Source organism: Rubritalea sp. (genome assembly GCF_051252225.1).
In the GTDB taxonomy this organism is placed as follows: Bacteria; Verrucomicrobiota; Verrucomicrobiia; order Verrucomicrobiales; family Akkermansiaceae; genus Rubritalea.
Genome location: NZ_JBPOGE010000014.1, coordinates 1 through 24,963, shown reverse-complemented (window position 1 = coordinate 24,963; position 24,963 = coordinate 1). Strand labels below are relative to the sequence as shown.

At 45.6% G+C, this 24,963-nt stretch carries 20 protein-coding genes and 2 pseudogenes; 12 read left to right on the top strand and 10 right to left on the bottom strand.

The window, feature by feature from the left end:
• Positions 1-92: 92 nt before the first annotated feature.
• The 8 genes from ACSHX2_RS11840 to ACSHX2_RS11805 all read left to right on the top strand — a co-directional run bounded on the left by ACSHX2_RS11840 (position 93) and on the right by ACSHX2_RS11805 (position 9,965).
• Positions 93-2,816, top strand: coding sequence for a helicase-related protein (locus ACSHX2_RS11840; protein ID WP_435693159.1), 2,724 nt, complete (start codon positions 93-95; stop codon positions 2,814-2,816).
• A gap of 259 nt (positions 2,817-3,075) precedes the next feature.
• A complete protein-coding gene (locus ACSHX2_RS11835; RefSeq protein ID WP_435693158.1) occupies positions 3,076-4,263 on the top strand; it encodes a hypothetical protein in 1,188 nt (395 codons plus the stop codon).
• Between the two features lie 13 nt (positions 4,264-4,276).
• Positions 4,277-4,951 carry a MotA/TolQ/ExbB proton channel family protein gene (locus ACSHX2_RS11830; protein ID WP_435693157.1) on the top strand — a complete coding sequence of 225 codons (675 nt, stop codon included), beginning with the start codon at positions 4,277-4,279 and terminating at the stop codon, positions 4,949-4,951.
• A gap of 23 nt (positions 4,952-4,974) precedes the next feature.
• Entirely contained in the window at positions 4,975-5,397 is a 423-nt protein-coding gene (locus tag ACSHX2_RS11825; protein WP_435693156.1) for an ExbD/TolR family protein, read from the top strand.
• Positions 5,394-5,963, top strand: a complete 570-nt coding sequence (gene def / locus ACSHX2_RS11820) for a peptide deformylase (protein WP_435693155.1) — start codon at positions 5,394-5,396, stop codon at positions 5,961-5,963. Before ACSHX2_RS11825 ends, def begins: the two co-directional genes overlap by 4 nt.
• A gap of 303 nt (positions 5,964-6,266) precedes the next feature.
• Complete coding sequence (locus tag ACSHX2_RS11815) at positions 6,267-8,090, top strand: GreA/GreB family elongation factor (protein ID WP_435693154.1); 1,824 nt, start codon at positions 6,267-6,269, stop codon at positions 8,088-8,090.
• A 103-nt stretch (positions 8,091-8,193) separates the two neighbouring features.
• Entirely contained in the window at positions 8,194-9,477 is a 1,284-nt protein-coding gene (eno, locus tag ACSHX2_RS11810; protein ID WP_435693153.1) for a phosphopyruvate hydratase, read from the top strand.
• Positions 9,478-9,656: 179 nt separating this feature from the next.
• Complete coding sequence (locus ACSHX2_RS11805) at positions 9,657-9,965, top strand: septum formation initiator family protein (protein WP_435693152.1); 309 nt, start codon at positions 9,657-9,659, stop codon at positions 9,963-9,965.
• Between the two features lie 10 nt (positions 9,966-9,975).
• Here ACSHX2_RS11805 and ACSHX2_RS11800 read toward each other — a convergent pair whose 3' ends face one another.
• Both ACSHX2_RS11800 and ACSHX2_RS11795 read right to left on the bottom strand, forming a co-directional pair.
• Complete coding sequence (locus ACSHX2_RS11800) at positions 9,976-11,820, bottom strand: glycoside hydrolase family 15 protein (RefSeq protein ID WP_435693151.1); 1,845 nt, start codon at positions 11,818-11,820, stop codon at positions 9,976-9,978.
• A gap of 17 nt (positions 11,821-11,837) precedes the next feature.
• The gene (locus ACSHX2_RS11795) at positions 11,838-14,048 is read right to left on the bottom strand and encodes a bifunctional alpha,alpha-trehalose-phosphate synthase (UDP-forming)/trehalose-phosphatase (RefSeq protein ID WP_435693150.1); all 2,211 of its coding nucleotides are present in this window, start codon (positions 14,046-14,048) and stop codon (positions 11,838-11,840) included.
• Positions 14,049-14,315: 267 nt separating this feature from the next.
• Between ACSHX2_RS11795 and cysS the strand changes: the two genes are divergently transcribed.
• Together cysS and hemB are read left to right on the top strand one after the other, a co-directional pair.
• A complete protein-coding gene (cysS, locus tag ACSHX2_RS11790) occupies positions 14,316-15,725 on the top strand; it encodes a cysteine--tRNA ligase (RefSeq protein WP_435693149.1) in 1,410 nt (469 codons plus the stop codon).
• Between the two features lie 15 nt (positions 15,726-15,740).
• On the top strand, positions 15,741-16,733 hold the full coding sequence (gene hemB / locus ACSHX2_RS11785; RefSeq protein WP_435693148.1) for a porphobilinogen synthase: 993 nt from the start codon (positions 15,741-15,743) through the stop codon (positions 16,731-16,733).
• Here the strand turns inward: hemB and ACSHX2_RS11780 are convergent.
• The 3 genes from ACSHX2_RS11780 to ACSHX2_RS11770 all read right to left on the bottom strand — a co-directional run bounded on the left by ACSHX2_RS11780 (position 16,730) and on the right by ACSHX2_RS11770 (position 19,885).
• Positions 16,730-17,353, bottom strand: a complete 624-nt coding sequence (locus ACSHX2_RS11780; RefSeq protein ID WP_435693147.1) for a hypothetical protein — start codon at positions 17,351-17,353, stop codon at positions 16,730-16,732. The two genes, hemB and ACSHX2_RS11780, sit on opposite strands and share 4 nt — an antisense overlap.
• Before the next feature lie 128 nt (positions 17,354-17,481).
• Entirely contained in the window at positions 17,482-18,069 is a 588-nt protein-coding gene (locus ACSHX2_RS11775; RefSeq protein ID WP_435693146.1) for a riboflavin synthase, read from the bottom strand.
• A 67-nt stretch (positions 18,070-18,136) separates the two neighbouring features.
• The gene (locus ACSHX2_RS11770) at positions 18,137-19,885 is read right to left on the bottom strand and encodes a putative Na+/H+ antiporter (RefSeq protein WP_435693145.1); all 1,749 of its coding nucleotides are present in this window, start codon (positions 19,883-19,885) and stop codon (positions 18,137-18,139) included.
• Positions 19,886-20,002: 117 nt separating this feature from the next.
• Between ACSHX2_RS11770 and ACSHX2_RS11765 the strand changes: the two genes are divergently transcribed.
• Entirely contained in the window at positions 20,003-20,923 is a 921-nt protein-coding gene (locus ACSHX2_RS11765) for a thioredoxin family protein (protein WP_435693144.1), read from the top strand.
• Positions 20,924-20,998: 75 nt separating this feature from the next.
• Here ACSHX2_RS11765 and ACSHX2_RS11760 read toward each other — a convergent pair whose 3' ends face one another.
• The 3 genes and pseudogenes from ACSHX2_RS11760 to ACSHX2_RS11750 all read right to left on the bottom strand — a co-directional run.
• Positions 20,999-21,208: a hypothetical protein gene (locus ACSHX2_RS11760; RefSeq protein ID WP_435693143.1), complete on the bottom strand. Its 210-nt coding sequence runs from the start codon at positions 21,206-21,208 to the stop codon at positions 20,999-21,001.
• Between the two features lie 39 nt (positions 21,209-21,247).
• On the bottom strand, positions 21,248-22,099 hold the full coding sequence (ftsY, locus tag ACSHX2_RS11755; RefSeq protein WP_435693142.1) for a signal recognition particle-docking protein FtsY: 852 nt from the start codon (positions 22,097-22,099) through the stop codon (positions 21,248-21,250).
• A gap of 172 nt (positions 22,100-22,271) precedes the next feature.
• Positions 22,272-22,445, bottom strand: a pseudogene (locus tag ACSHX2_RS11750) (arylsulfatase); the annotation flags it as partial.
• Between ACSHX2_RS11750 and ACSHX2_RS11745 the strand changes: the two are divergent.
• A pseudogene (locus ACSHX2_RS11745) lies at positions 22,428-23,075 on the top strand (IS30 family transposase). The pseudogenes ACSHX2_RS11750 and ACSHX2_RS11745 sit on opposite strands and share 18 nt — an antisense overlap.
• Positions 23,076-23,209: 134 nt before the next feature.
• Here the strand turns inward: ACSHX2_RS11745 and ACSHX2_RS11740 are convergent.
• Positions 23,210-23,683, bottom strand: coding sequence for a hypothetical protein (locus ACSHX2_RS11740; RefSeq protein WP_435693141.1), 474 nt, complete (start codon positions 23,681-23,683; stop codon positions 23,210-23,212).
• Positions 23,684-24,358: 675 nt separating this feature from the next.
• On the bottom strand, positions 24,359-24,963 hold a 605-nt coding region (locus ACSHX2_RS11735; RefSeq protein ID WP_435693140.1), incomplete at its 5' end, for a hypothetical protein.

Sequence of the window (24,963 nt, the reverse complement as noted above, 5' to 3'; positions counted from 1 at the left end):
ATGGCTACGGATAGAGCGGATATTGTGTAATATTTGAATCCAAAAAATAGTTGCACAGGGGTGGATCGGAGTTAGTTTGCGCGTCCGCAATTATGGAGAGAGTACAAATTATTCCTGGGCAGAGATGGGTTAGTGATTCCGAACCAGAAATGGGCTTAGGGATGATTCTCAAGGTGGAGCATTCGACTATAGAAATTCTCTTTCCAGCAGCTGAGGAGACTCGCTGTTATGCACGTGAGAGCGCACCTTTACGCCGTGTGATTTTTAAAAAAGGAGAGATTATCCTCACTCATGAGGAAGAGGAGTTTGTGGTTAGCACCATTCAAGAATCTGCAGGTATTGTTACCTACTTATGTGATGATGGAACTGAGATACCTGAAGCCATGCTCTCTGATCATACTGGCTTCAATAAGCCTCAGGATCGACTTTTTGGAGCACAGGTAGATGATAACTCAGTATTTCGACTCCGAGCAGAAGCTCTCTACCGTCAGCATCAAATCCGCAAATCATCTTTGCGCGGATACATAGGTGGCAGGACTGACTTGCTTTCGCATCAGATTTCCATCGTCAATGAGGTTTCTAAGCGATTAATGCCACGTGTCTTGTTAGCTGATGAAGTGGGGCTAGGAAAAACGATTGAAGCCTGCATGATCATGCATCGTTTACACCTTACTGGGCGTGCTGATCGTGTGCTTATTCTTTTACCGGAGCCGCTGATTAATCAGTGGTTTGTGGAATTACTACGTAGGTTCAATATGATGTTCAGCCTCTTTGATGAAGAGCGCTGCGCCTCTATCCAGCAGAATGACCCAGAGTGTAATCCTTTTCTTGATAGCCAGCTAGTCATCGCAAGTGTGGATTTCTTAGCATACAACGAAGAGCGAGCTGAACAGGCTCGTGAAGCAGGCTGGGATCTTCTGATTGTCGATGAAGCGCATCACCTCGAGTGGAATGCCGACGAGATGAGCTGGGAGTATGCTCTAGTAGAGTCCTTTGCGTGGATTGTTAATAGTCTACTTCTTCTTACAGCTACACCGCAACAGTTAGGCGTGGTTGGACACTTTGCTCGTCTGCGACTGCTAGACCCGGAGCGTTTTTGTGATCTCAACGCATTTATCGCTGAATCCGAAAAATATGGTGAAGTAGCAAAACTGGTTGAACGTATAGAGAACGGGGAGGCTGTGAGTTTCGGTCCAGAATACTCAGAACGCGTCCAAGAAGAAGCTGCCGGATATGCAAAAGGTGAGGAGGATGGGCAGGAGAGGCTTATAGGCACGCTGCTAGACAGTTTTGGTACTGGCCGAGTCATGTTCCGTAATACTCGGGGAAATCTTACTGGTTTTCCGAAACGTGAAGTGCACTTGAATCCTGTAGTTGGAGACAGCGCGCTTGAGAAACAGGACTGGTTAATAGAGCTGCTAGCAAAGCTAGGAGACGATAAAGTTTTACTCATTTGTCACTCCAAAGAGTTAGTTGAGGAAATCTCAGTGGAAATTCTCAATCGAGTACAGATCAAAGTTGCTCATTTCCATGAAGAACTCAGTCTCATTCAGCGTGATCGCAATGCTGCGTATTTTGCCGAAAAAGATGGAGCTCAGCTCTTACTTTGTTCTGAAATCGGAAGTGAAGGACGTAATTTTCAGTTTGCCCATCACCTAGTACTATTCGATCTTCCTGAGGATCCTGAGCTGCTAGAGCAGAGAATTGGCCGACTCGATCGTATTGGGCAGAGAGAAGCGATTCAAATTCATGTGCCGTATTTAGTCGAAACTTCAGAAGAAATTTGGGCGAAGTATTATAACGATGGACTCAATGCATTTGAGCAAAATGTGCACGGAGTGACTGAGGTTTTCCAAAAGACCAACGAAGAGTTATACGCTCTGGCTGAAGATTATGATATCGATGCACTCAAGGTCTTGGTGGAAAAAACTCAGAGTATCAAATCAACGGTCGGTGAAAAACTTTCTGAAGGTTACGATCGTCTATTAGAGCTTAATTCGCATAAACCTAAGGAAGCGAACGAGGTTATTAAGGAGATCGAAAAAGCGGACAAAGATGAGCATTTTGAAGACTTCCTCATTCGTATGCTAGACCAGTTTGGTGTGGAGGTAGAGGATCTCGATGATCGTAATTACCTCCTGAAACCTGGCAAGATTACGACAGATGCATTCCCTGAAATTCCAGAAGAAGGAATGAGTGTTACATTCGATCGTGAGGTCGCTCTAAGCCGTGAAGATCTACAGTTTCTGAGTGTTGATCATCCTATTGCTCGCGCTTGTTTTGACATCATGCTCGGTTCAGAAATCGGGAATTCGTCATTTGGTGTTTGGGAGGCCCCAGGCGAGAAGATGATATTGCTGGAGAGTTATTTTGTAGTCGAGTCTGTAGCTCCTAGTTACTTACATGTGGATAGATTTCTCCCGGCTACTCCTATTCGCCTCGCAGTTGACCATGAAGGTAAGGACTGGAGTAAGGACAAAACTTTGGCAAAAGCAAAACTCCGTAAAGGTGGCGTTCGTAAGCTACTTGATAAGCCTGTGGTCAAAACTACGATCCTTCCAAAAATGTTGGAACAGCTGGAGCAGCTGGCTAAGCAAGAAATGGTTGGGATTGTGGCTAAAGCAAAGCGTGAGATGCGAAAGCAGCTTAAAGCTGAGATTACTAGACTGAAGAGTTTAGCTCAGGAGAATCCACACATTAGCCCAGAAGAAATTGCTCTTATGGAGGAACATCGGGATCAGCTAGAGGACGCTATTGTGTCCGCTCGTCTGCGTCCAGATGCAGTGCGAATGATCTGGAAAGAAACAGCACTCTAAACCTAAGAGCGTATATTTACACAGGTCACAGGTCACAGGAGACATAGGTTATGGGGTATCTACTCCTAATTATCTGGTTGATAGCGATTTAGATGAAAATATTTTCAGCCTTCCTGAAATAGGGAAGGCACGTTCTTCACATTGTGCTGTGTCGGAAAGCGGCGTTGCCTTTGATTAGACTAGAGTGACAGACTTGTTGCACCTGAATAACTGGTTGCGTTTTTAGGAATTTCCTACACGTTGAAAGCTCTTACAACGAATGACGCAATCTAAGGAAAAGCTTATAGGTGTAGTAGCAGCGGTGGTGATTCACCTGTTGCTTGCCATAGCGTTAACTCAAGAAGCGATCATCAAATGGCTCTTTCCGAAGCCCAAGATTGAGCAAACTGCCGATGTTCAAGATGAATCCAAGACGGTGGTAAGTTTTCGTATCACGCCTAGGCCAATGGCGGTACCTGAGCCGATACCTGAAACAAAGCTGGATGAGCCACTTCCAACGCCTGACGCTTCTGAGTCACAGTTCGTACGTACAGCTAACAACCAACTTAAAGGTAAACCGAAAAATACACGGTTCTTTGGTGAGCAGGACACACTTGCGCAGAGTAATGCGGCGGCAAATGCCAATGCACCTGAGCGTGCATCGGTAAAGGGAGAGAAACGCGATTACGAAAACGCTACTGCCTCGGATTTTAGAGATGGCAGTCTTGAGCATGAGAACCCCGGTAGTCCAGCTATGCCGCCGATGCCGAATGAAACTCCTACACCTCCTACGCCTGAGGCTAAAATAGAAGTAGCTCAGGAAAAAAGTGATGGGCTTATCTCTTCTCCAGATCTAGGCCGGCCTCTTTCTAGCTCTAATTTGCCTCTGGTGGAGTATATGAATGCGGTGAATAAATTACCGTCACAAGTACGCACTGAGGAGACAAACGATAAGATCGATTTGGCGGACATGGGTAAGGCCAAAACAGGGAGGGAGCAGGAGCAGGAGGAAGCTGCTAAAGCGGAGGAACAGCCCAAGCCGCGTAAAGTAACCGCTCGACCGTCGAGCCAGAGTTCCGAATCTGGTCTTACTCCATTATCCAAAGCTACTGAAATGGTGGGGTCTATTTCTCGTAGAGGGACAATTTCTTCTAATGATGTAGAAGGGACACCGCTTGGAAAGTATCAGCAGAAGGTCCAAAATGCTATTTATAAGGAATGGGTACGCAGGCTCAGTCAGCATAGAGATTTAGTTTTACCCGGATCGATTCAGATTCGCTGGTATGTTTATGATAGCGGTAAGGTGAAGATCGACCCTTATCACGTTCAAAAGAAGCTAGGCTCCGAAATTCAATTCGGCATCACTTTTCAATCCATCACTTCTGCAAAGATTCCAACAATGCCAGACGATCTTAAACGAGATCTCAATGGCGACCCGATCTCAATGGTCATCAACTTTCATTTCTAACAAATAATTCTTTATGTATCTAACAATCCTCGCAACAGAAGAGTCCTATGGCGTCGCCAAGATTGCTGAATTTTATGACAAAGGTGGCATCATTATGTACGCTCTGACATTTTGTTCCTTGCTCACACTGGCTGTCATAGTTTTCAAAGCACTCAGTCTCGCTCAAAAGAATGTTCTACCGAATGACATGCAGAAGGTAGTAGGGCACTATATTCAGAATCCAAATGATACAGCCGTGGAGCAATTAGCGCTGGAAGCGAGCAAGGGAGAGTCTGTTTTAGCGCGCTTAACTCAAACGGTGATGAATCGCCGCGAGAGTGGTGACCAAAAGATTCGCGATGCTCTACAGGCGAAGGCGCATCAAGAGATAGTAAAGCTCCAGGGTGGCATTCAAGTGCTCGATGTAGTGATCGTGGTTTCGCCACTACTTGGTCTGCTCGGAACAGCCAGCGGTATTACCACTGTGTTTGATGGTTTAAGTTCTTTGCAAGATGTCAAAATGAACATCATGGCAGCGGGTGTGGCTGAGGCACTTTCTACGACGATCGCTGGTTTGGCAGTGGCTGTGCCAGCAGTGATCGGCCATAGCTTTTTCAACCGCAAGATCGAGACCTATGCATCCCAACTCGAAGTGACATGTGATGATCTCGTCAATGCTGTGACTGAAAGACAAGATAAGGTTGCATAAACCAGTAAGAAAGGAGCCCAGTTATGCAGTTTTACCGACCAAGAAAACCTATCCCCGCGATACCGATCGTCTCTCTGATTGATATCTTGGTGATCTTATTGATCTTTTTCATCGTAACGATGCAACCAAAGCAGAAGCGTACGATTCTGGATATCGAAATGCCAGTGGTTGGTGAGGTGCCGACGAAGCAAGTAATGGATGTGCGTACTGTACTGGCCATTGATAAAGATGGCCTTATCACATTGGATAGCGTGCAGGTGCATGAAAAGATGTTAGTCGATTATCTGAAAACGATCAAAGAAGAGAATCGTAAACTAGAACTCGAAATGGATAAACAAGTTCGACTTGAACAGATGATTATGATCTCAGAGGCATTGACCCAAGCTGGATTTGAGGCTAACTTGCCCACCCGCGTACGCGACTCCAAGCAAACTACAGACTCATGATTTTAGATATTGTCCAATTCGGCGAACCCGTCCTCCGTAAAAAATGTAAGCCAGTCGAAAATGTCGACGGAGAGCTTGAAAAATTTGTGCAGGATATGATTGAGACAATGAACGATGCTGAAGGTGTCGGTCTAGCTGCTCCTCAGGTAGGTGCTGACCTTCGCTTGGCGATTGTTGATACTTCTCACGACCCTGAGTGTGTGAGTTTTTTCAAGGTGAATGGTGAAGACGCCAAGATGGAAGACTACATGCCTCTCATTTTCATCAACCCAGAACTCGAGTTCTCAGGCCCTCAGGAAACGGATACGGAAGGGTGTCTTTCCATCCAAGAGATTCGCGCAAAAGTGAAGCGAAAGGCGATAGTAAAGGCTACTCTCCCACAGCTAGATGGATCTGAGTTGGTTATTGAGACTGACGGACTTTGCTCACGAGCAATTCAACATGAGGTAGACCACTTGAATGGTATTCTTTTCACAGATAGGATCAGCTCAACCACAAAAGCGCGCCTTAAGCGAAAGCTAAAAGACCTCTCTGAAACCAAGTGGGAACATCGTTCTGGGAGTTAAATAACTCTCATCTCGGATCATCCCTAATATTTCTTCACCCTTGTTTCTCGATGGAGCAAGGGTGTTTTCGTTTAGCGGTTTGTAAAGTGTTGGCTGTTTCCAGCCGTGGTATGTTATTTGGGTGGTTGTTAGGTTCCTTCTGGGGGTATTGATACACTCAATCGGGGCTCGAATTTATGCAGAAAGGTACTTTGCATTTTAAAGTAACATAAGGGTTAAACCAAAAATAGTATGGACGAATTAATCAAAAATTTTTAAGGTATAAGGTTGCCTTTTGTTCATAGGGTGAACAATATCATCGATATGCATTCTGAGGTAGTACCACTCGTTGAAGCTGGTCGGATTTCGCAAGAAGTCGGAACACGATTATCACAACTCGCCCCTGGCAGTTATTGTCTCCACAAAAGCTGGGGAGCCGGCAAGGTCCTTGAATGGGATATCCGCGGTGGTAAGATCACCATCAATTTTGAAAAGAATGAAAATGCGACAATGGGTCTCCAGCTCGCAATTTCTAAAACTGAGAATCTTGATCCTGAGCATTTCCGTGCGCAGAAGTTAGAAGCAATGGACGAACTTCGTGAGCTTGCTAGTTCTAACCCTGTTGAGCTAGTTCGCAGAACTCTGAAATCTAACGGTGGGACGATGAAGATCGACCAGTTAGAGCGTGAACTTATCGGTTCTGTTGTACCTGAAGAAAACTACAAGAAGTGGTGGGATGGCGCGAAAAAGCTACTCCGTGAAAGCCGTGCAGCTGTGGTTCCTACCAAGCGTACTGAGCCGCTCGTACTTCGTGACGAGAATGTTTCTGCAGCAGACTCACTGCTCCAAGATTTCGAAGTAGCTCGTGACTTTAAAGCTAAGGCGCGTGCACTAGAAGCTATCATTAAAGACTTTAAACATTTTAAAGATAATGCTGAAGCACAAGAAGCGATCAACCAGAGCATTGACGAATCCGTTCGTAAAGGCATGAAGCTTCACTTAGGTCAGGCTCTCGATCTTCTCGTCGGACGTGACGAACTCATGGCTGCTTCTAGCGTTATTGAGTTAGATGCATCTGCTCTCCGTGTTTCTGATGTTATTGCGAATGAGGGTACTAAGATCGGTGAAGAGCTTGGTTCACTTCCTGCAGCACGCCAGCGTATGGTCTTCGAAGCCTACCCAGCAGCTTTTGGTGATGAATGGGTGAAGGAGCTTCTCGCTATTTTTGATAAAGTTGGGCCTCGTGGTCTAGCTGAGATTGCTAAGCTTCTTGTTGAGCAAGAGCAGAGCTCAGACCTCTTTGAGTTTCTGAGAAAACATATTTGTGGAAGAACTCTCGGTGCTGACTCACTTCTCTGGGTCTGCCGTGAGCGTAAGAAATCTGCCGAGCCAGTTTTCGATGTTGAGGTTGGTAACGCCATTCTTAGCCTACTCGAGCGTGACGTGATGGATGATGGCCCTCGTAAGAGCAGCCGTCTCCAGTCCTACTTCATGGAAGATCGTGGATTGATTCCTGACCTTATTGAGGGAGCAGACAGCAATGAAATACGTAACTTCGCCCGTAAACTTCACCAGTCCCAGATTTTCCCTGAACTTGACCGTAAGTCACTAATGGCTCGCGTGATCAAAGCTAGCCCGCAGACTCAAGAGCTAGTGAATAGCGATGGAGCTGAGAGGAAAACTGATGGAGTCATTTCTTCATGGGATAGTATTACCAAGCGTAAGGAAGATCTTGAAGATCTCATTACTAACCAAATCCCTCAGAATCGCGAAGATATTAAAATCGCTCGTTCCTATGGTGATTTGCGTGAGAACGCCGAATACCACATGTCTAAAGATTACCAAAAGGTACTTATGCGCCGCCAAGCTGATACAGAAATTGCTCTATCTACGGTTCAAGGAACAGATTTCAGCAATGTTGTTACAGATGAGGTCAAAATCGGTACGGTAATTGCTTTCAAAGATGATAACGGTGAGTCAGCAGTCTACACAGTACTTGGTGCTTGGGACTCTGATCCTGATAACAATGTCATCTCCTACCTTTCAGAACTCGGTAACAGTATGCTCGGACTTAAAGTCGGAGATTCTGTAAAGGTTCAAGGTGTTGAAATGGCGGTCACATCGATCGACGCATATAACAAAGGATAATAATTAATAGGAGCACATAGCGTGTGTTCCTTTCTTGAGATTAACACTCAAGAAACCAACTATGAGCTCTTCACCACACACGAGCTCAAATCAAACTAACAAAATGGAATTCACAGCAATTGAAGATATTCGCGGACGCGAAATCATTGACTCACGTGGTAACCCAACTGTAGAAGTTGACGTTACTCTCGCAGACGGTTCATTCGGCCGTGCAGCAGTACCAAGCGGCGCATCCACTGGTGAGCACGAAGCGTGCGAACTACGTGATGGCGACAAGGATCGCTATCTCGGTAAAGGTGTTGCTAATGCAGTAGCAAACGTAAATGAAAAAATCGCTCCTGAGCTCATCGGCCTAGATGCTACCGACCAAGCACTCATCGATCGCACTATGCTCGAGCTTGACGGGACTAAGAACAAGACCAGCCTCGGAGCGAATGCCATCCTCGGTGTTTCTCTTGCAGTAGCACATGCCGCTGCAGCTTCATGCGATCTACCTCTTTTCAAATATTTAGGTGGACCTAACGCAAAGGTACTTCCTGTACCAATGATGAACATCGTCAATGGTGGCTCACATTCTGATGCTCCTATTGCATTCCAGGAATTCATGATCCGTCCAGTGGGAGCTCCTACATTTAAGGAAGCTATCCGCATGGGTGCTGAAATTTTCCATAGCCTAAAGAAAGTGCTACACGACCGTGGTCTCAGTACTGCAGTTGGTGATGAAGGTGGATTTGCTCCAACCTTTGATGGTACTTATGATGCGCTTGATACTGTTTCTAAAGCAGTTGAAAATGCTGGTTATAAGCTTGGTGAAGATATCACATTCGCGCTTGATTGTGCTGCTTCTGAATTCTTCGAAGACGGTGTATATAATTATGCCAAGTTCGAAGGTGAAGGTGGCCAGAAGCTTTCTTCTGAAGAGCAAGCTGCATTCCTTGCTGAGCTCTGTGAGAAGTATCCAATCGACTCCATCGAAGATGGTTGTGATGAGAATGACTGGGATGGCTGGAAAGCACTCACAGACAAAGTTGGCGACAAGATTCAACTTGTTGGAGACGATCTTTTCGTTACTAACGTTGAGTTTCTTCAGAAGGGGATCGACCTCGGAGTTGCAAACTCCATTCTCATTAAGGTAAACCAAATCGGTACACTCACTGAGACTTTTGATGCCATCGAGCTCGGTAAAATCAACGGATATAATTCCGTAATCTCTCACCGTTCAGGCGAAACAGAAGATAACACTATTGCTGACATCGCTGTTGCGACGAACGCTGGTCAAATCAAAACTGGTTCTATGAGCCGCTCAGATAGAATTGCAAAATATAACCAGCTTCTTCGTATCGAAGAAAAGCTTGGAGCTAGTGCAATCTATGCTGGCACTCTCTAAACGTTTCTGTTAAGAACACTTAGAAACAAGTTTTTCCTCATGATCTGAAAGGGTCATGAGGAATTCTGTTTTAAGTTAGAGATAGTTCTAACATAGTCGCATACAGACTCAAATATTCCCCAAGGATGCGAAGCCGACAAACATTGAGAACAAGCAAACGACCCTACGCAGACAGTAGGATGTTGGCGCGTACTCGATTCTTGCAGCGTCTCAATGTGGTAGCCTTTTATTCACTACTCATTATTGCTTGTGGTGGAGTAATCGCGAAGTGCCTCCCTGAGTTTAGGAAGCTGCAATCTTCTGAAGATGAGTTAGCTCTTATCCAGGTAAGTGAGGCTGCGGTTAATGCGCGATACGACCAACAGCTCCGTGAATACAGAGCTCTAGAACAAGACCCTGACTTCTTAGAGATTTATGGTCGTGACCGTCTCGACCTCTACAAAGATGGAGAACGTGTCTTTCGTTTCTCTCGAGAGCGGATGCCTTAATCTAACGCTCTCACTCTTCTAGGAGGTAGTCTTCGCAGTCTTCAGCAAGCTCTAGAGCACAATCAATCAGTGCTAGATGACTGTACGCCTGAGGGAAGTTCCCTAAATGTCTTTTAGTCACAAAGTCGAGGTCCTCACCATACAGTCCTTTCGAATTAGCATAGGATAATAGAGTATGAAAACGCTCAGTGGCTTCTTTTCTTTTTCCTGAACGAGCCAAGGCTTTCACCATCCAGAATGAACAGACTGTGAATGCGCTAGTGGGTTCGCCGAAGTCATCTTGATTGCGGTAGCGGTACATGAGCCCGTCACGGCAGAGTTCCTTTTCACTTTGTTCGACTGTAGATATGAAGCGTGTATCAGTCGGTGAGAGGAAGCCATAATCAGCCATGAGTAAATTCGCTGAGTCCAGGTCACTACTACCGTATGCTTGGGTGAAGGCTTGTTTTTCTTCGTTCCAACCCTTCGTGCAAACATCATGGTGAATGGCATCACGTAGAGGTTTATGTTTATCTGCCCAACTCTGTTTTTTGATGATTTTGGCTATTTTAATAGCTCTATCGACAGCGACCCAGCAGAGAACTTTTGAAAACACAAAGTGTCTTTCTTCACCACGTATTTCCCATATTCCTCGGTCTGGGGATTGCCAGTATTCTTCAACAGTTTTAATAATGGAGCGTACCCGTGTCCAAATTCGGTCCAATGCTTCTGGAGCTGGGTGACGGTCTGCTATTTTTTTCTGTCTGAGATCCTTATAAATGAGATCCATCAAGATTCCATAAATGTCATGTTGTTGTTGATGGTATGCCGCATTACCAACCCTAACAGGAGCTGAGTTTTGATAGCCACTCAGGTGATGAAGAGTTTCTTCAGTGAGGTCGCGTTCACCTCTGATTCCGTACATGATCTGTAATGCATCGTCTTTTGTAGGAACCGTACGCATTACCCAATCGATAAAGCTTTCTGCCATTGCTGGGTGACCAATACGATGGAGGATATCTACCGTCATGGAGCCGTCACGAATCCAGCAAAATCGGTAGTCCCAATTTCGAACTTCACCCACGGTTTCCGGAAGGGAGGTAGTCGCGGCTGCTAGCACTGCACCAGTAGGGGCGAACTGTAGCATTTTTAGAGTAATAGCACTGCGGATGATTTCTTCAGCATAGCACTCACAACGGTGGGTTCTAGCCGCCCATAGGAGCCAGTAGGAGCGTGTACGCTGGAGCTTGAGTTCTACACGTTCAGTATCAGGTGGGATGACTTTGTCATGGTAGCTCAAGAGAAGGAAACGCTGCTTATCTAGGGTGAATGCTTTTTGCTCCAAAATACATTCAGAGCAAATATCTGAGTAGAGGTAACATGATTCGTAGATTGTTTTTCCATTTTCAATCCCTGTGGTTGTACTCTTAATTCGACCTTCATCAAATATGTGTGAGAGGGTCTCAAATTTTGCGTAATCCAATTGTGGATCATATTCTACAATGACTTCAGGTGTTCCTGAAAGGGGACGAAGTACGCGTATAATATCACTGGATACGTCCTCTCTAGCTCCGGCTCGACCATCCCAAGTGTAGCGTGGCATGAAGTCAACAAGCTCAAAACTACCTGTAGGTCCTTCAAATGTGGTGACCAGGATACCTGTGTTTTTCTGGTATTCCTGTTTAGTTACCTGACCATTTGGTGTCTTTATTCTGAACTTCCCACCTTTCTCTTTATCGAGAATTGAGGCAAAGATAGTGCCTGAGTCAAAGTCGGGCATACAGGAGAATACAATAGAGGAATCATTGTCAATGATCGCACATGTTCTTCCATTTCCTATAATACCATGGTTATAGTTAGCGTCGTTGTTAGACATGGGGTATTTAAATTAAATTAGTGTTCGGCAGTATGCCTCTTACCAACAAGAGACTCTAGTAAATTCCGTAATCCCTCTATGGAGGTGCGATGGCTAGCTCTAGTATCTCCTGAACCAATTTTAAGTGAATGGAGAATAGAGTTCTGAAATGTTGGGCAAGCGAACATGCTTTCGTCAGTTACATCATCACCAGCGGTGATTGCTAACCTCGGGTGCCAAAGCTGTAGCATACGTTCTACCGCGACACCTTTACTTACTTGTTGGCTAGCGACTTCAATGATCTTTTGACCATGATGGACTGAGACGGGGAGAGATGCTGTGGTTGATGTGAGCTCTGAAAGTAAACCTTTTGCACGCCACAGCGCAAACTCGGGATCTGCCTGGCGGTAGTGCCACACTATAGATGAATGTTTTTCTTCAATTTCTGATCCAGGTGTAAGAGCTGTTGCTGCTAATAAACGTGGGCGAATGATGTCTTTCCAGTTTGTATCGACATGTTCATTGAGCTGTTCCCATCCATCCATGTCTAAGAGTTTCCAGTAAAATCCATGTTCAGCTACGAGGTGGATAGGGAGGTGCCCAAGATGTTGGTCTAAGAAACTACGTGGTCTGCCACTGACTACGGCGAGTTCAATTTGGGGATGCTCACCAAGATCGCTTAATAGTTGCTTTAGTTTGGCATCTGGAATGGCTGCCTCAGGTGTATTAGTAAACGGTCGCAAGGTGCCATCGTAGTCGAGAAATAAGGCGATTTTTTTCCCTAGGTCGATCTGTTGTCGAATCTGTACTCCTATGACCTGTATGGGGTTATCGCTAGAGCAACAACATTGATCGGTTGATGATTTCTCGAGATCGGTGAGAAATCTTTGAGCCCATGCTCCAGCATGATTGAGATCGAGTCGTTTTTGCATAGCACGGACTCGTTCCCATTTTTCCTTCGAGCTCATGGTTAATGCTGTTTGAATCGTCTCAGCAACAGTCACTGTGTCGTGTGGGTTTACTAAGAGGGCGTGTGACATTTCTTGAGCAGCACCTGCAAATTCACTTAAGATGAGAACTCCCGCTCTAGCGCGGTGGCTTTCGCGCTTACAATCGATAAATTCTTTAGCAACTAGGTTCATCCCATCGAGAGTAGGGGTGACCATGCAAACATCCGCTAGAGCGTAAAGGGCTGCAATTTCTTCGAGCTTAAAGCTACGGTGAAGAAATTGTACGGGAGCGTGACCCACTTCGCCAAACTCTCCATTGATCGAGCTTACCTCACATTGAACTTTCTCTGTTAGGTTTTCGTATTCTTCTACACCTCTTCTTGACGGTACAGCGATGAGGACAAAGTTGACTTTGCTTGATTGCTCTGGATGGCTTTCTAAAAAACGACGAATCGCTTTAAGCTTTTGAGGTAGACCTTTCGTGTAATCAAGACGTTCCACACTGAGGATCAGTTTACCTTCATCGAGGTGATCTCTGTGACTCAAATAAGTCATATGAAAAGTATCTGATTCAGCAGCTTTTTTAAATCCAATGTGATTATGACCAATAGGATGAACGCCTAGTTGAATGTGGCGATTTTTGTACCATAAACCTTCGATATCGACTTCTAGAGCTAGTATGCGGATCAACGATGAAATGAAATGCCTGAGGTAGCTGAATGTATGAAAGCCGATAAGGTCTGAGCCTAGGAGACCTTCTAGTAATTCATCTCTCTCAGGAAGTGCGCGGAATACTTCACTCGAGGGGAAGGGCGTGTGTAGAAAAAATCCTATTTTAAGGTCGGGTCTGTTTTCCCTCAAAATCTTAGGGATAAGCATGAGGTGGTAATCGTGGATCCAGACTGTGGCACCTTGCTCTGCAATCTTTGAGATGGTCGAGGCAAACTTATGGTTCACTTGCCGGTAGTACTGTATCCACTCTGGCTCGAATCGTGCCCGCTCAGTCATATAGTGAACGAGTGGCCACAGGGTTGAGTTTGAGTATCCTTCGTAGTATCCCGAAATTTCTTCTTCACATAGTAGAACTGGCTCTACGCCGAGCTCTCGCATTTGATCTTGGAATTCATCGGTTTTTATACCCTCACTGGGACATGGGCCGCCCCAACCCACCCACGTGTAGCTCTCTCCGAGACCTGCGCCTTCCAGTGCCGAAGCTAGGCCTCCAGTCGTTTTCTCTACTGTTCCATCTGCACATAATTGTATTGGTAGTCTGTTAGATGCTAGGATGAGAGATGTCATAAGGTGATAATAGTAAGTGAAAAATAACGACAGTAGAGGGTGATACTACATATTTCACTTAGCTTGTCCACGTATCATCGAAAACGGTGGCATTGGTTTTATAGAATTCTAGCTTCAGCTTAGAAATGTGACCGCCATTTAAGAGACCCAATGTTGTCAGGAAATTAATTTAGTGAAAGCCAGCGAGTGATGAGATTGGGAGCGTGAGTGTAAAAGAATGCATGCAAAAGACTTTCCAATGGAGAGCGGAGTAGCTATTGGGTGGACATGCGCCTCTTTGACACGCTTGCTCGAGAAATACAGGATCTATCGCCGATTAATGGAGAGAGCTTTGGCTTTTATTGCTGTGGACCTACGGTTTACGGTCCGGCACACATTGGTAATTTCCGAACCTTTGTTGTCCAAGACGTATTTCGACGGGCTCTAGAATTAGGAGGAACTCCTACTAAGCACGTGCGTAACTTGACCGACGTGGATGATAAAACGATCCGTGACTCACAAGCTGCAGGTAAGACCCTTGGTGAGTTTACTGCATTTTGGACGGAGAAATTTCATGTGGACTGCGCAGCATTGAACTGTCTAGAGCCGCACATCGAACCAAGTGCCGTAGAGCATATCCCTCAGCAGGTTCAGATGATCGAAGAGTTGATTGAGAAAGGGCACGCTTATTCAGCAGAAGACGGGTCGGTGTATTTCCGCATTAGCTCTTATCCTGAGTATGGAGCTCTGTCTCACCTTGAAAACCGCGATCTTGACCTCGGTCACACACAGAGCCAGCGCGCTAATGATTCAGATGAATATGAGAAAGACAGCGTAGCTGACTTTGTTCTATGGAAAGCGCGTCGTGAGGATGATGGAGAGAATTACTGGAGTAGCCCGTGGGGAGAAGGTCGGCCAGGCTGGCATCTAGAGTGTTCCGCGATGATTCGTGAGTACTTGGGTGAAAGCTTTGATCTCCACTCAGGTGGTGAAGATCTCGTATTTCCTCACCATGAAAACGAAATAGCTCAGAGTAAGTGCTCCTGTGGTGGCGATTTCGCTGCGCATTGGTTTCATATTACCCACTTACTTGTGGAAGGTAAAAAAATGTCTAAGTCTCTTGGTAATTTTTATCGACTAGGTGACTTGCTCGAAAAAGGTGCGTCTGCAAATGCAGTACGCTTTGCGCTCATTGGGGCACACTATAGGAAGCAACTTAACTTTACTCTAGATAGTCTACACGCAGCAGGTGAGGCGCTGGATAAACTTCACAAAGCTGAGCGTTCACTCGCTGAATTGGCCGGACAGGATGTTGCTCCAAGCTATGAAGAACTCATTGGGCTTGAAGATAAAGGGCTATTTGAGGAAGCCTGGATTGGACTGAATGAAGACCTAAACACTCAACGAGCGATAGGGGCTATATTCGGTGCGCTACGAAGAGCTGAGAATGATACAGATCCATTGACTCAGTGGAAGGGATTGCACTTTATGCTCAATGCTTTGGGTATCGAACTTCCAGAGGTAATGGAAGAAGTCGCAGAGGATGCTCCAGAGGAGATTCAGGCGCTTGCCGTAGAACGCTGGGAAGCACGATCAAACAAAGAATGGGCGAAGTCTGATGAACTCCGCGATAAGCTGAAAGATTTAGGTTGGCTGGTCAAAGATGGCTCAGGTGACTACAGCTTAGAAAAACTTTAACAGAAACCTAACACTATGCTCCACAGACCACGTCGTAATCGAAAATCACCAGCTATCCGTAATCTCGTTCGCGAGACATCGCTCAGTGCGAAAGATTTCATTTATCCGCTCTTTGTGCATGAAGCCGAAGAGAATGTTGCTATTGAGTCAATGCCAGGCTGCACGCGTTGGTCTTTAGCTGGATTGGTAAAAGAGGCAGGAGAAGCACATGCACTGGGAGTTCCCGCAGTCGTTATTTTTCCAGCAGTGCCTGAGGAGAAGAAGAATTCCACAGCGGATGAATGCTATAATCCTAATGGTCTTGTGCCACGTGCAATCCAGGCTCTGAAGCAGGCTCATCCGACTCTCTGCGTAATTACAGATGTGGCACTAGATCCCTATAACTCGGATGGCCATGATGGGATTGTTAGACCAAATCGTAATGATGAGTTAGAGATAATTAATGATGAGACTGTGGCAGTGCTGTGTAAGCAGGCTATATGCCATGCTCATGCGGGTGCTGATATCGTTTCACCCAGCGACATGATGGATGGTCGTGTAGAAGCTCTCCGTACAGCTCTCGATGACGCTGGGTACCAGGATGTCTCTATACTTTCGTACTCAGCTAAGTATGCTTCTGCGTATTACGGTCCATTCCGTGGTGCTCTAGACTCCGCTCCTAAGGCCGGTGATAAAAAAACCTACCAAATGGATTACGCCAACGTGCGTGAAGCGGTGAGAGAAGTGATTTTAGATGAGGAAGAAGGGGCTGATATGGTCATGGTCAAACCGGCAGGAGCTTACCTTGATATTATTTCAAAAGTCCGTGAAACTACTTCACTTCCTGTAGCTGCGTACCAAGTGAGTGGTGAGTACTTGATGATCAAGTCCGCTGCGGATGCGGGTTGGCTAGACGAGAAGGCTATCGTGTTAGAAAGTCTTTTCGCAATCAAGCGAGCAGGTGCAGATCTGATCCTCACTTATTTCGCTAAGCAAGTAGCGCAGTGGGAAATAGACGGCGAGTTCTAAAGGGGTTTTCCAGTATAGGAAATAACTTGCAGGTCACCGTCTAAGCGGTCGTGTACTTCGTGCCTAGTACCTATTTCTAGTCCGTATGCATCGAACATTGTACGAACTAGAGGATAGTCTTTTTTAGTACGCATGATGAAGCCTGTGTACTTGGCATGAAATTCCTGACAGAAGATCGGAGGGACGTAGTTATCATCTCCAATTTTTTGCTCAAAAATGGAGAGGTAAATTGGCCTAGTAAATCTTACCCAGAATGGAGTCTTATAGCGTTTGGCATTAAGACTTTGCTGATTACCTAGATGCACTCGTCTAGTAACTTTTCTGAGCTCGGGATGCTCAGACCGATTACTTACAAGCCAGAGATCTTTTGCTATCGTATTAGAGAAATAGACGAGATTGTATTCAAAATCGTCAGAGAGTGGATCTTTAGATAGATGGGTAAGGGTGATCTTGAAGGCGTCAAATGTATCTAAATTCCGAGTTTTTGGAATAGAGTTGGTGGCGCTTCGCCCGAATGCCCCATGAGCAGAACCATAATAGAGAAAGCGTAGAGCTGTGTTTGCTATAGCTTTGGCATCGATTAGGGGGTAATCAAAGAAATAGAGATGAGAGGGGGACATCGAGAGTAGAGATTAGATTAGATAGAGAACGAGTGCTGTCTAGTTTCGTGAGTCTCAACTGTCAAGAGATGTGTAGTTGTACTGAAAATAAATAAGTTAGGGGTGGTCAAGGTAGGAGGTTATTCTGTCTAGCGTTTAGCTAACAATTTCTCTGTGTATTTAGCTAAGAGATCGGCTTCGAGATTCACTTTGCTAGTCACTTCACGATCTCTAAGGTGGGTGTGTTCAAAAGTATGCGGTGTGATCCAAAAAACCGCACTGTTCTCTGTAAGTTCAGCGATAGTCAGAGAGATCCCGTCAATAGCGAGTGAGCCTTTTGGGATACAATACTTGTGAATACTCGAAGGAAGAGAAACTTCAAATCGATGATCTTGCCCGTGTTGCGAAAGATCTACAATGTTTCCTGTGCTGTCTACATGACCTTGTACGAAGTGACCTCCTAGTCGGTCACTAGGGCGTAGTGCTCGCTCTAGATTCACTACAGAGCCTACTTCTAGCTCACCTAGTGATGTGACTTTAAGTGTTTGTGCTAACAAGTCAAACTGGACACCGTCATCACTCAATGCCGCTACTGTGAGGCAACAGCCATTAGTAGCTACAGAGTCGCCAAGAGCGAGTTCATCTGCGAAAGGGATCGCAATAGTGAAGCGTGATTGCTCACCGAGTTCATCGATTTTTACAATCGTGCCAGTTGTTTCTACGAGTCCTGTAAACATAATTTTGAGTATAGATCGAAAAAAGCCCCGCGCAATGCGGGGCTTTAGAGAATTTTTTGATTAGCTATTAATGTGTATGATCTGTGTCAGCACCGTGTGCATGGGCTGGCACTTCTTTATGATCAGCGTGTTTGCTGTGTGAGTTGTCGTGGTGAGGATCAGCGTCCTTGAGCGGATCGTTTGACATCCCATCAGTTGTGATAAGCATGAAGCAGGCTCCCATGATGATTGTCGGGATGACCGCCGCGACTAGAAGTTTTAACGGAGCGACACCGCCCTTGAAGTACTTTCCAAGAATGGACTGACCTGCTGGGTTAGGAGCGTTCGCAATCACGGTAAGTCCACCACCAGTAACAGCACCCGCTACAATCGCGTATTTAGCGCCAATACTGAGGCCTGGAGCCTGAGATGCTAGGTAAGTGATCGCTGCGTTGTCGTTGAACGCTGTGAGTACTGTAGAACCGATCATCAAGATGCAGTTGTTATCGATAGAAGTGATAAGTGGCGCGATCCACCAAGCCTGGCACTTACCGTGAATCACTAGACCGGAGAGGAAGAAACCAACCAAGAGTGGAGACTTCATATTTACATCATTTTGGTGGTGTCCAGTCGCTTGTGTGAAGCCGATGAAGAACATGAAACCAGCGATGAAAAGTGGTGGATAGTGAGCTGAAAGAACCGTCCAACCGAGGAAGGCAACGTGCATGACTGTCACCATGACTGGGATAGGGTCTTCACGGTCTGCCCAGAGGATGCGGCGATTCGCGTCAGCACTGTCGTCTGCAAGATCCTTGAAGTGCTTCTTAAAGGCAAAGAAGTAGAGCGTGTTGGCAATGATAATGCCAAGAATAGCTTTCAAACCAAAGTTGAGGAACATGAAACCAAGGCCGAAGTTCCACTTCTGTGCGATCATTAGAACTGGTGGCGCGGCGAAATGGGTGAGTGTACCACCGACAGAAATATTCACAAAGAGGAGGCCGAGAGTCGCGTAGGCGAAGCCTGCTGAAGGTTTCTTGTCGTAGAACCACTTGGAGAGAAGCATCGCAGAGATGGTCATTGCTGCAGGCTCAGTGATGAATGAACCAAGAATAGGAGCGATGGTCATGACTGAGAGCCACCAAGCTGCTGCTCCACCACCAAATAAACGAGCGATAGAACCGATGATTTTCTCAGCGAGACGTACGACTGGACGTGTTGCTGAAATAGCCATGATGATTACCACGAATACTGGTTCGACGAAGTTTACGTCTTTCGCGAAGTAGAGTTTGATCTGATTGTAACCGTCAGCAATGCCAAGGAATCCACCTTCTTGAATACCGAAGAAGTAGTATACGGCAATGACTAGGGCTGCGACCCAGATACCAAAGATAGCCTCGACTTCACCGAGGAAGTGGTAGAGGTGAGCCTTAAATGAAACATCGTCCTTGGCATCGTCATGAGGTTTAGCACAAGCAGTACGGCCTTCAGCCTTAATACGTTTTTCGTGCTCATGCTGATGTTTATGCGCCATGTTGAGGAAAATACCTGCGAGGAATGTGTGTACGATAGCACAGACAAAAATGATAGTAGCGACGATGTTAAATCCATTTTGCTGTTTCGCGCGGTACGCGAGTGTGGCCCCGAGGTCTTTCTTGCCGTCTGCACCTACTGGATCTTTGTAAGCTCCTAGAGGGAGTGGGAATACGGCGTACTGATCTTCTGTGAGACCGTATTGTCCCGCTTTGTAGGCAGGTACATCGCCTGAAGCATGTAGGCTAGCTGTGCTAAACCCGAGTAGGGCAAATAGCATGAGGATAAGGTGGATATGTTTTCTCATGGGTATGTATTCGGTATTGCTGGTGGGCAATAAACATAACCAAGCAATCCAGCAATTCTTATTTGTATGGAAATGCTGCCTTGTCAGTCATATCAGCACTTGCTAATTCCATTAGTAATGGCTGTACCGAAGAAAATTCTTAAGATTACTTGGATCTTGAGCCTTCCATTTTTAATGACTGGTTGTGGGATGCTCGCAAATTCAGCCAAGTCAGTTGAAAATAAAATGAAATCCCTCGGCGAGGACGAGCAAGACCAAGAGTCAGAGGGGACACTCAAGGGACTTTCTGGTTTAAAACCTAGGGTTTCAGCTTCTATGGCTGCGCTACCTAGTGAGGAAGATATTATATGGGCTCCTGAAGACCCCGACGCTCCGATGGAGGATCTCGATGATCTTTGGGAGAATATGCCAAAAAGTGTAGACTCTTGGCATGTGAGTTACATCAAGGCGATGCGTCAATCTCGGCAGGAGGGTAAACCTGTTTTGATGTGGTTTACAGATTCCAATCCGGTTAAACCAGGAGCATCTAAGGCTTTAGCGAATGAGGTGTTTGATCATGCCAAGTTTAAGGATTGGGCAGAGGAGAATGTAGTCCTTTTGAGAGTAGATAACTTCGTCATGGAAGAGGATCGAGATCTCAAAGAAAGAAAGCGCCAGTATGTGAGAGATCTAAAAAAACGCTACAAGGTGCTGGGAGCTCCAGTGGTCATTATTCTCTCACCGCGTGGAACAAGCTTCGGAAAATATACGGGATACAAGTCAGGAACGGGGGAATTCTATTTTGGGAGACTCAAGTCAGGCTACAGAAATGCAACGGTAGATTATGGACGCTGGCGTGAAGAATATGAGCGCAAGGGGTATCGTGTCTGGCATGACCTACGAGGCCGCAAAGTGTTTGCTAAGCCTAGTGCACTCAAAGATGGCGAAATTTATTTGATCACTCCAGATGGCAAAAAATCGAAAACTTCGCTCAAGAAGTTATCGTCAGAAGATCAAGCCTGGGTTGCTGAGCAGCGAGAAAAGCGAGCTAAAAATTAATGAGGAAAGGGGATCGACCCTTTCCTAAGATTCACAAAAAGCAATAAACAGTAAATCAGCTCGATAGCGACTTATTTAACGCAGGAGGAAATAGAAACCGAGGGCTGCCCCACCGATCCAAACTGCCACAATGTGAGCCACACCAAACGAGCGTGCACCTGCGCTTTCTGCTGGGTCGTCCTTGTGCGGTCCGAATAAGACACTGTAGCGGGCTATTAGCCACGCGCCGAGTAGGAACCAGACTATCAAAAATATGATAAGACAGGTGTTGATAAGGTACTGCATGAATGGTGTGTGGTTGAGCTTCTGCTATGAGAGCCAGAACTACATGATTTCTTCCACGAATTCTTGCTTTCTGAATGGCTTAAACTGATGAGCCTCTTCCCCCATGCCTATGAAGCGTGGAGCAATGCCAAGTTCTTGGTAGATTGAGACAATGATGCCGCCTTTACCTGAGCCATCCAACTTTGTGACAACAAGGCTGTCGATCTCGATCGTTTTATTGAACTCTCTAGCTTGCTGTAAGGCATTTCCGCCAGTAGTTGCGTCCACGACAATCATTTTAGTGTGCGGTGCACTAGGATCTTGCTTCGCGATAGTGCGTTCGATTTTCTGCAGCTCGTTCATTAAGTTGTGACGAGTGTGGAGACGACCAGCGGTGTCAAGAATGAGGAATTGTGCACCGGTAGTGATGGCTTCTTGATGAGCCTTATAGCAAACGGAAGACGGATCAGCATTTGGAGCGCCTTTCACTAGTGGGATTCCAACACGCTGAGCCCATACTTCCAGCTGCTCAACGGCTGCAGCTCGGAAGGTGTCCGCAGCTGCGACTACTACCGAGTGGCCTTGATTCTTTAGTCGTTGTGCTAGCTTCGCTGTGGAAGTCGTTTTTCCAGTCCCATTCACCCCAACCATTAGAATGACATGTGGTAGACCATCTTCGCGTGGTGTCAGTGCTGGAAGATCATTCGGAAGGATCTGAGCAATATGCTTCTTTGCTGTGTCGACAACATCTTCGCCTGAAACTTTTCGGCCGAGGTCTTGGAGCTCATCAACAATTGTCATAGTGAGACGTGCACCAAGATCAGCTCCGATGAGATCAGCCTCAAGCTCCTCCCAGTCAATTTCAGCACGATTGCGAACCTTGTTGATGATCTTCTTGAAAAATCCAGCCATGATGTGGTTTCTTTACGCTGAGATAGAGGAGCGGTCAAGTATTGCTCAAAGAGAGGAGAGTATCCGAATTAGGGAAACGGAGGAAATTCGAGTGTTTTCTAGTTTGTGAGGCTAATAGAGAGAAAAAAGCCACCGCCTCTACAGGCGATGGCTTTGTAAGAATTTGATTGGATTAGCGTCCACCCATAGTGGATTCGATTTTCTTTTGAATGCCTTCCAGGTTGAAGGAGCCAGGCTTCTGGCTTGGTGGGTATTCCTGCATACTCATGAGGAAACGGCCGGCGAGTCGTTGCATAGGTCCAAGAATGTAGACCCGATCTAGGAACCAATCGTTATAGGTGTTCGAGCCTTCCATGCCTGCTCGTATTATCGAGGGCGTAGAAAGAGGTCTCGAAGAGGGACTCGGTATACGCCAGAGCAATGGAAGGTGATCAGAGATTTGTTGTGTCGTGATTATAGTCCCGAACAAGTGTCTGGGTGGTTGAAGAAAGAGGGGGTTATGACGATTAGTCATGAGACCATCTACCGCTATATTCTGGAGGGTCAGAAGAGAGGTGGAAACCTCTATAAACATCTACGACACTCTCGGAAGAAACGACGTAAAAGATACGGTAAGTATGATAGTAGAGGGGTTTTAGCGGGTAAGAGGAAAATTGAAGAACGTCCAAAAGAGGCTGATGAATGAAGTGAAATAGGACACTGGGACGTCGATACCGTGCATGGCTCAGGGAAAGAATCGATAGCCACAATAGTGGATAGAAAAACAGGCTGTGTGATGATTGGTCAGTTAGAAAATAAGACGTTGAGAGTGACAAATAAAAGGATTAAAGAGTTCATAAAGAAGCACCTGAATAGCTTTAAAACTATCACCTCAGACAATGGAAGTGAGTTTCACGGATATAAGAAATTAGAAGAAAAGTTAGATGTGAAGTTCTACTTTGGCGAAGCCATATCACTCCTGGGAAAGAGGATCTAACGAGAATACAAATGGACTAATCAGGCAGTATTTACCGAAAGGAACTAGTATGAAAGATCTGACTCAAGCGAAGTGCAACGCGATCGCGAATAAGCTTAATAATCGGCCACGTAAACGGCACGGATACCGCACACCTAACGAACTCTTTTTTGGACGCTAGTGTTGCACTTCACACTTGAACCTAGGTAAGTCAATTTTCGTTGTGCTTTGGAAACCTGTGATTTTGGGTAACTAGATAACATCTGTTGATAGCCAGCGTCACCTTCTCGATAACTAAAAATCTCACGCATTTCAATTATCTCTGACACTTTGAACCAACGCTGTAGATCTTTCACAGCGCCAGGAATCTCTGGGATGTATTCATAGAATGCCACGGCAACGATCGTTAGTAAGTCGTTTTCAGCGGTCTTACCTCTGGGTTGTTTGCCAAACCATTCAGCATATTCATAAACGGCTCTGATATCGGCCTCGTTGAATGGATATTCATAGGCATCTCTGAAGATAGTCACTAGATTCGACCAAATATCATAAGGAGAATCGACATATTTGAATACTTCTTCTCGATCTCCGAATAGATCGTGAGCTTTCTGTAACCAGAGAGAGTTCATATTTAAGCTAACGTAAAGCACACCAACCGAAGACATGGCCAGAAAGCTTTGTTTGTGAGTTTAGAGTTTGAGTGTAGTGAAGATTTTGAAAAGCGTAAACGCGGTCTGAGGTTGGGTGCAGCGTCTTGTTAGACAAGTTTATTTATATGCGCCGAGAAGCTTGAAATAGTTTTCGTTACCAAGCCACTGTTTCAGATAGTCTTTGTTGGAGTGCACATATTTCTTTGGCCAAATATGTGATAAAACAGTCCTTCCGTTGTCCTGAGGAACCCAAGCTTTCGTAGAGTCCAACCATCAGTATCGTGGTTATGTCCGTAGCTGCATCGTTAGTTTCAGGTTGGGCATTACACCACTCCTCAAAAGATGATATTCGTTTATAGAGTTTCAGTGAAACTGAGGATGAAGGGAGGAAATCTATCCAAGAAGCAATATATGAAGCCATAGAGTAGGGCGACTTTTCATCACCTTCCATAACCTGATCTGTGACCTCTGGAAATCGTTCTATGACTTCGTTATAAAAATGAACCATATTAATTTAGTCTAACGTAAAGCACACCAACCGCGAACCAAACGAGGAAACTGTGCTGTGGGTTTAAAGTAGGAATTATCAGAAATGTTAGTGGAACTCAACCGCGGTGAGCGGTTGGGTGCAGCGTCTTGTTATACAAAGGCAGTTTATAGGGCGTAGTCTCTTAGCGTGTCTGGAGCTAGAGATGGGTGATTGCGATATATCGGCCGCTCAACCTTCTCGTGGTATGTCGAGAGTGTGTGACCCACTGAATGAGCGAATGTTCTGAAGTCTTCTGTGCTAAGAACAGGTCGCATAGCTTCCAGAGTTTCGTTGAGCGATCTAACGTGCTCGTTTACCATGTTTAGAATAACCTTAGCGTCTTCAATAGATAGGTTCTGATACTGAGTATAATCTGAAGAGTGTGTTACTGAAGACGGTGGGGTAGAATCATCTGACGGATTAATTTCAATCTTAACGATGTCACCCGACTCAAGAAGTAAATCAGGCCAATCAAGAAAGGTAGAAGAATCTCTGTCTGAAACATCATAGCCTTTGATATTAGCACCGCTTACCACTGAACCATCTTCAATTCTTCTAAGGTTTATATGTGCGCCTAAGTGACCGTGGGAGCATAATTCTGCAATGATGGGTGTATCATCGTTTTTGGTGAGAGATAGCTTCATATTTGGTATAACGTAAAGCACACCAATCACTGAACTCTCAGCGCGCTTTGTTTTTTGGTTAATGTTTGGAGATTGAAAATGGCTCG

What these genes read in the sequence shown, in the direction of transcription:
- ACSHX2_RS11780 (WP_435693147.1), bottom strand. Translation starts at nt 17,353, where the DNA reads ATGTCCCCCTCTCATCTCTATTTCTTTGATTACCCCCTAATCGATGCC.
- ACSHX2_RS11805 (WP_435693152.1), top strand. Translation starts at nt 9,657, where the DNA reads ATGTTGGCGCGTACTCGATTCTTGCAGCGTCTCAATGTGGTAGCCTTT.
- eno (WP_435693153.1), top strand. Translation starts at nt 8,194, where the DNA reads ATGGAATTCACAGCAATTGAAGATATTCGCGGACGCGAAATCATTGAC.
- ACSHX2_RS11765 (WP_435693144.1), top strand. Translation starts at nt 20,003, where the DNA reads ATGGCTGTACCGAAGAAAATTCTTAAGATTACTTGGATCTTGAGCCTT.
- ACSHX2_RS11835 (WP_435693158.1), top strand. Translation starts at nt 3,076, where the DNA reads ATGACGCAATCTAAGGAAAAGCTTATAGGTGTAGTAGCAGCGGTGGTG.
- cysS (WP_435693149.1), top strand. Translation starts at nt 14,316, where the DNA reads ATGCGCCTCTTTGACACGCTTGCTCGAGAAATACAGGATCTATCGCCG.
- hemB (WP_435693148.1), top strand. Translation starts at nt 15,741, where the DNA reads ATGCTCCACAGACCACGTCGTAATCGAAAATCACCAGCTATCCGTAAT.
- ACSHX2_RS11775 (WP_435693146.1), bottom strand. Translation starts at nt 18,069, where the DNA reads ATGTTTACAGGACTCGTAGAAACAACTGGCACGATTGTAAAAATCGAT.
- ACSHX2_RS11760 (WP_435693143.1), bottom strand. Translation starts at nt 21,208, where the DNA reads ATGCAGTACCTTATCAACACCTGTCTTATCATATTTTTGATAGTCTGG.
- ACSHX2_RS11815 (WP_435693154.1), top strand. Translation starts at nt 6,267, where the DNA reads ATGCATTCTGAGGTAGTACCACTCGTTGAAGCTGGTCGGATTTCGCAA.
- ACSHX2_RS11840 (WP_435693159.1), top strand. Translation starts at nt 93, where the DNA reads ATGGAGAGAGTACAAATTATTCCTGGGCAGAGATGGGTTAGTGATTCC.
- ACSHX2_RS11770 (WP_435693145.1), bottom strand. Translation starts at nt 19,885, where the DNA reads ATGAGAAAACATATCCACCTTATCCTCATGCTATTTGCCCTACTCGGG.
- ACSHX2_RS11830 (WP_435693157.1), top strand. Translation starts at nt 4,277, where the DNA reads ATGTATCTAACAATCCTCGCAACAGAAGAGTCCTATGGCGTCGCCAAG.
- ACSHX2_RS11800 (WP_435693151.1), bottom strand. Translation starts at nt 11,820, where the DNA reads ATGTCTAACAACGACGCTAACTATAACCATGGTATTATAGGAAATGGA.
- ACSHX2_RS11740 (WP_435693141.1), bottom strand. Translation starts at nt 23,683, where the DNA reads ATGAACTCTCTCTGGTTACAGAAAGCTCACGATCTATTCGGAGATCGA.
- ftsY (WP_435693142.1), bottom strand. Translation starts at nt 22,099, where the DNA reads ATGGCTGGATTTTTCAAGAAGATCATCAACAAGGTTCGCAATCGTGCT.
- ACSHX2_RS11825 (WP_435693156.1), top strand. Translation starts at nt 4,975, where the DNA reads ATGCAGTTTTACCGACCAAGAAAACCTATCCCCGCGATACCGATCGTC.
- def (WP_435693155.1), top strand. Translation starts at nt 5,394, where the DNA reads ATGATTTTAGATATTGTCCAATTCGGCGAACCCGTCCTCCGTAAAAAA.
- ACSHX2_RS11795 (WP_435693150.1), bottom strand. Translation starts at nt 14,048, where the DNA reads ATGACATCTCTCATCCTAGCATCTAACAGACTACCAATACAATTATGT.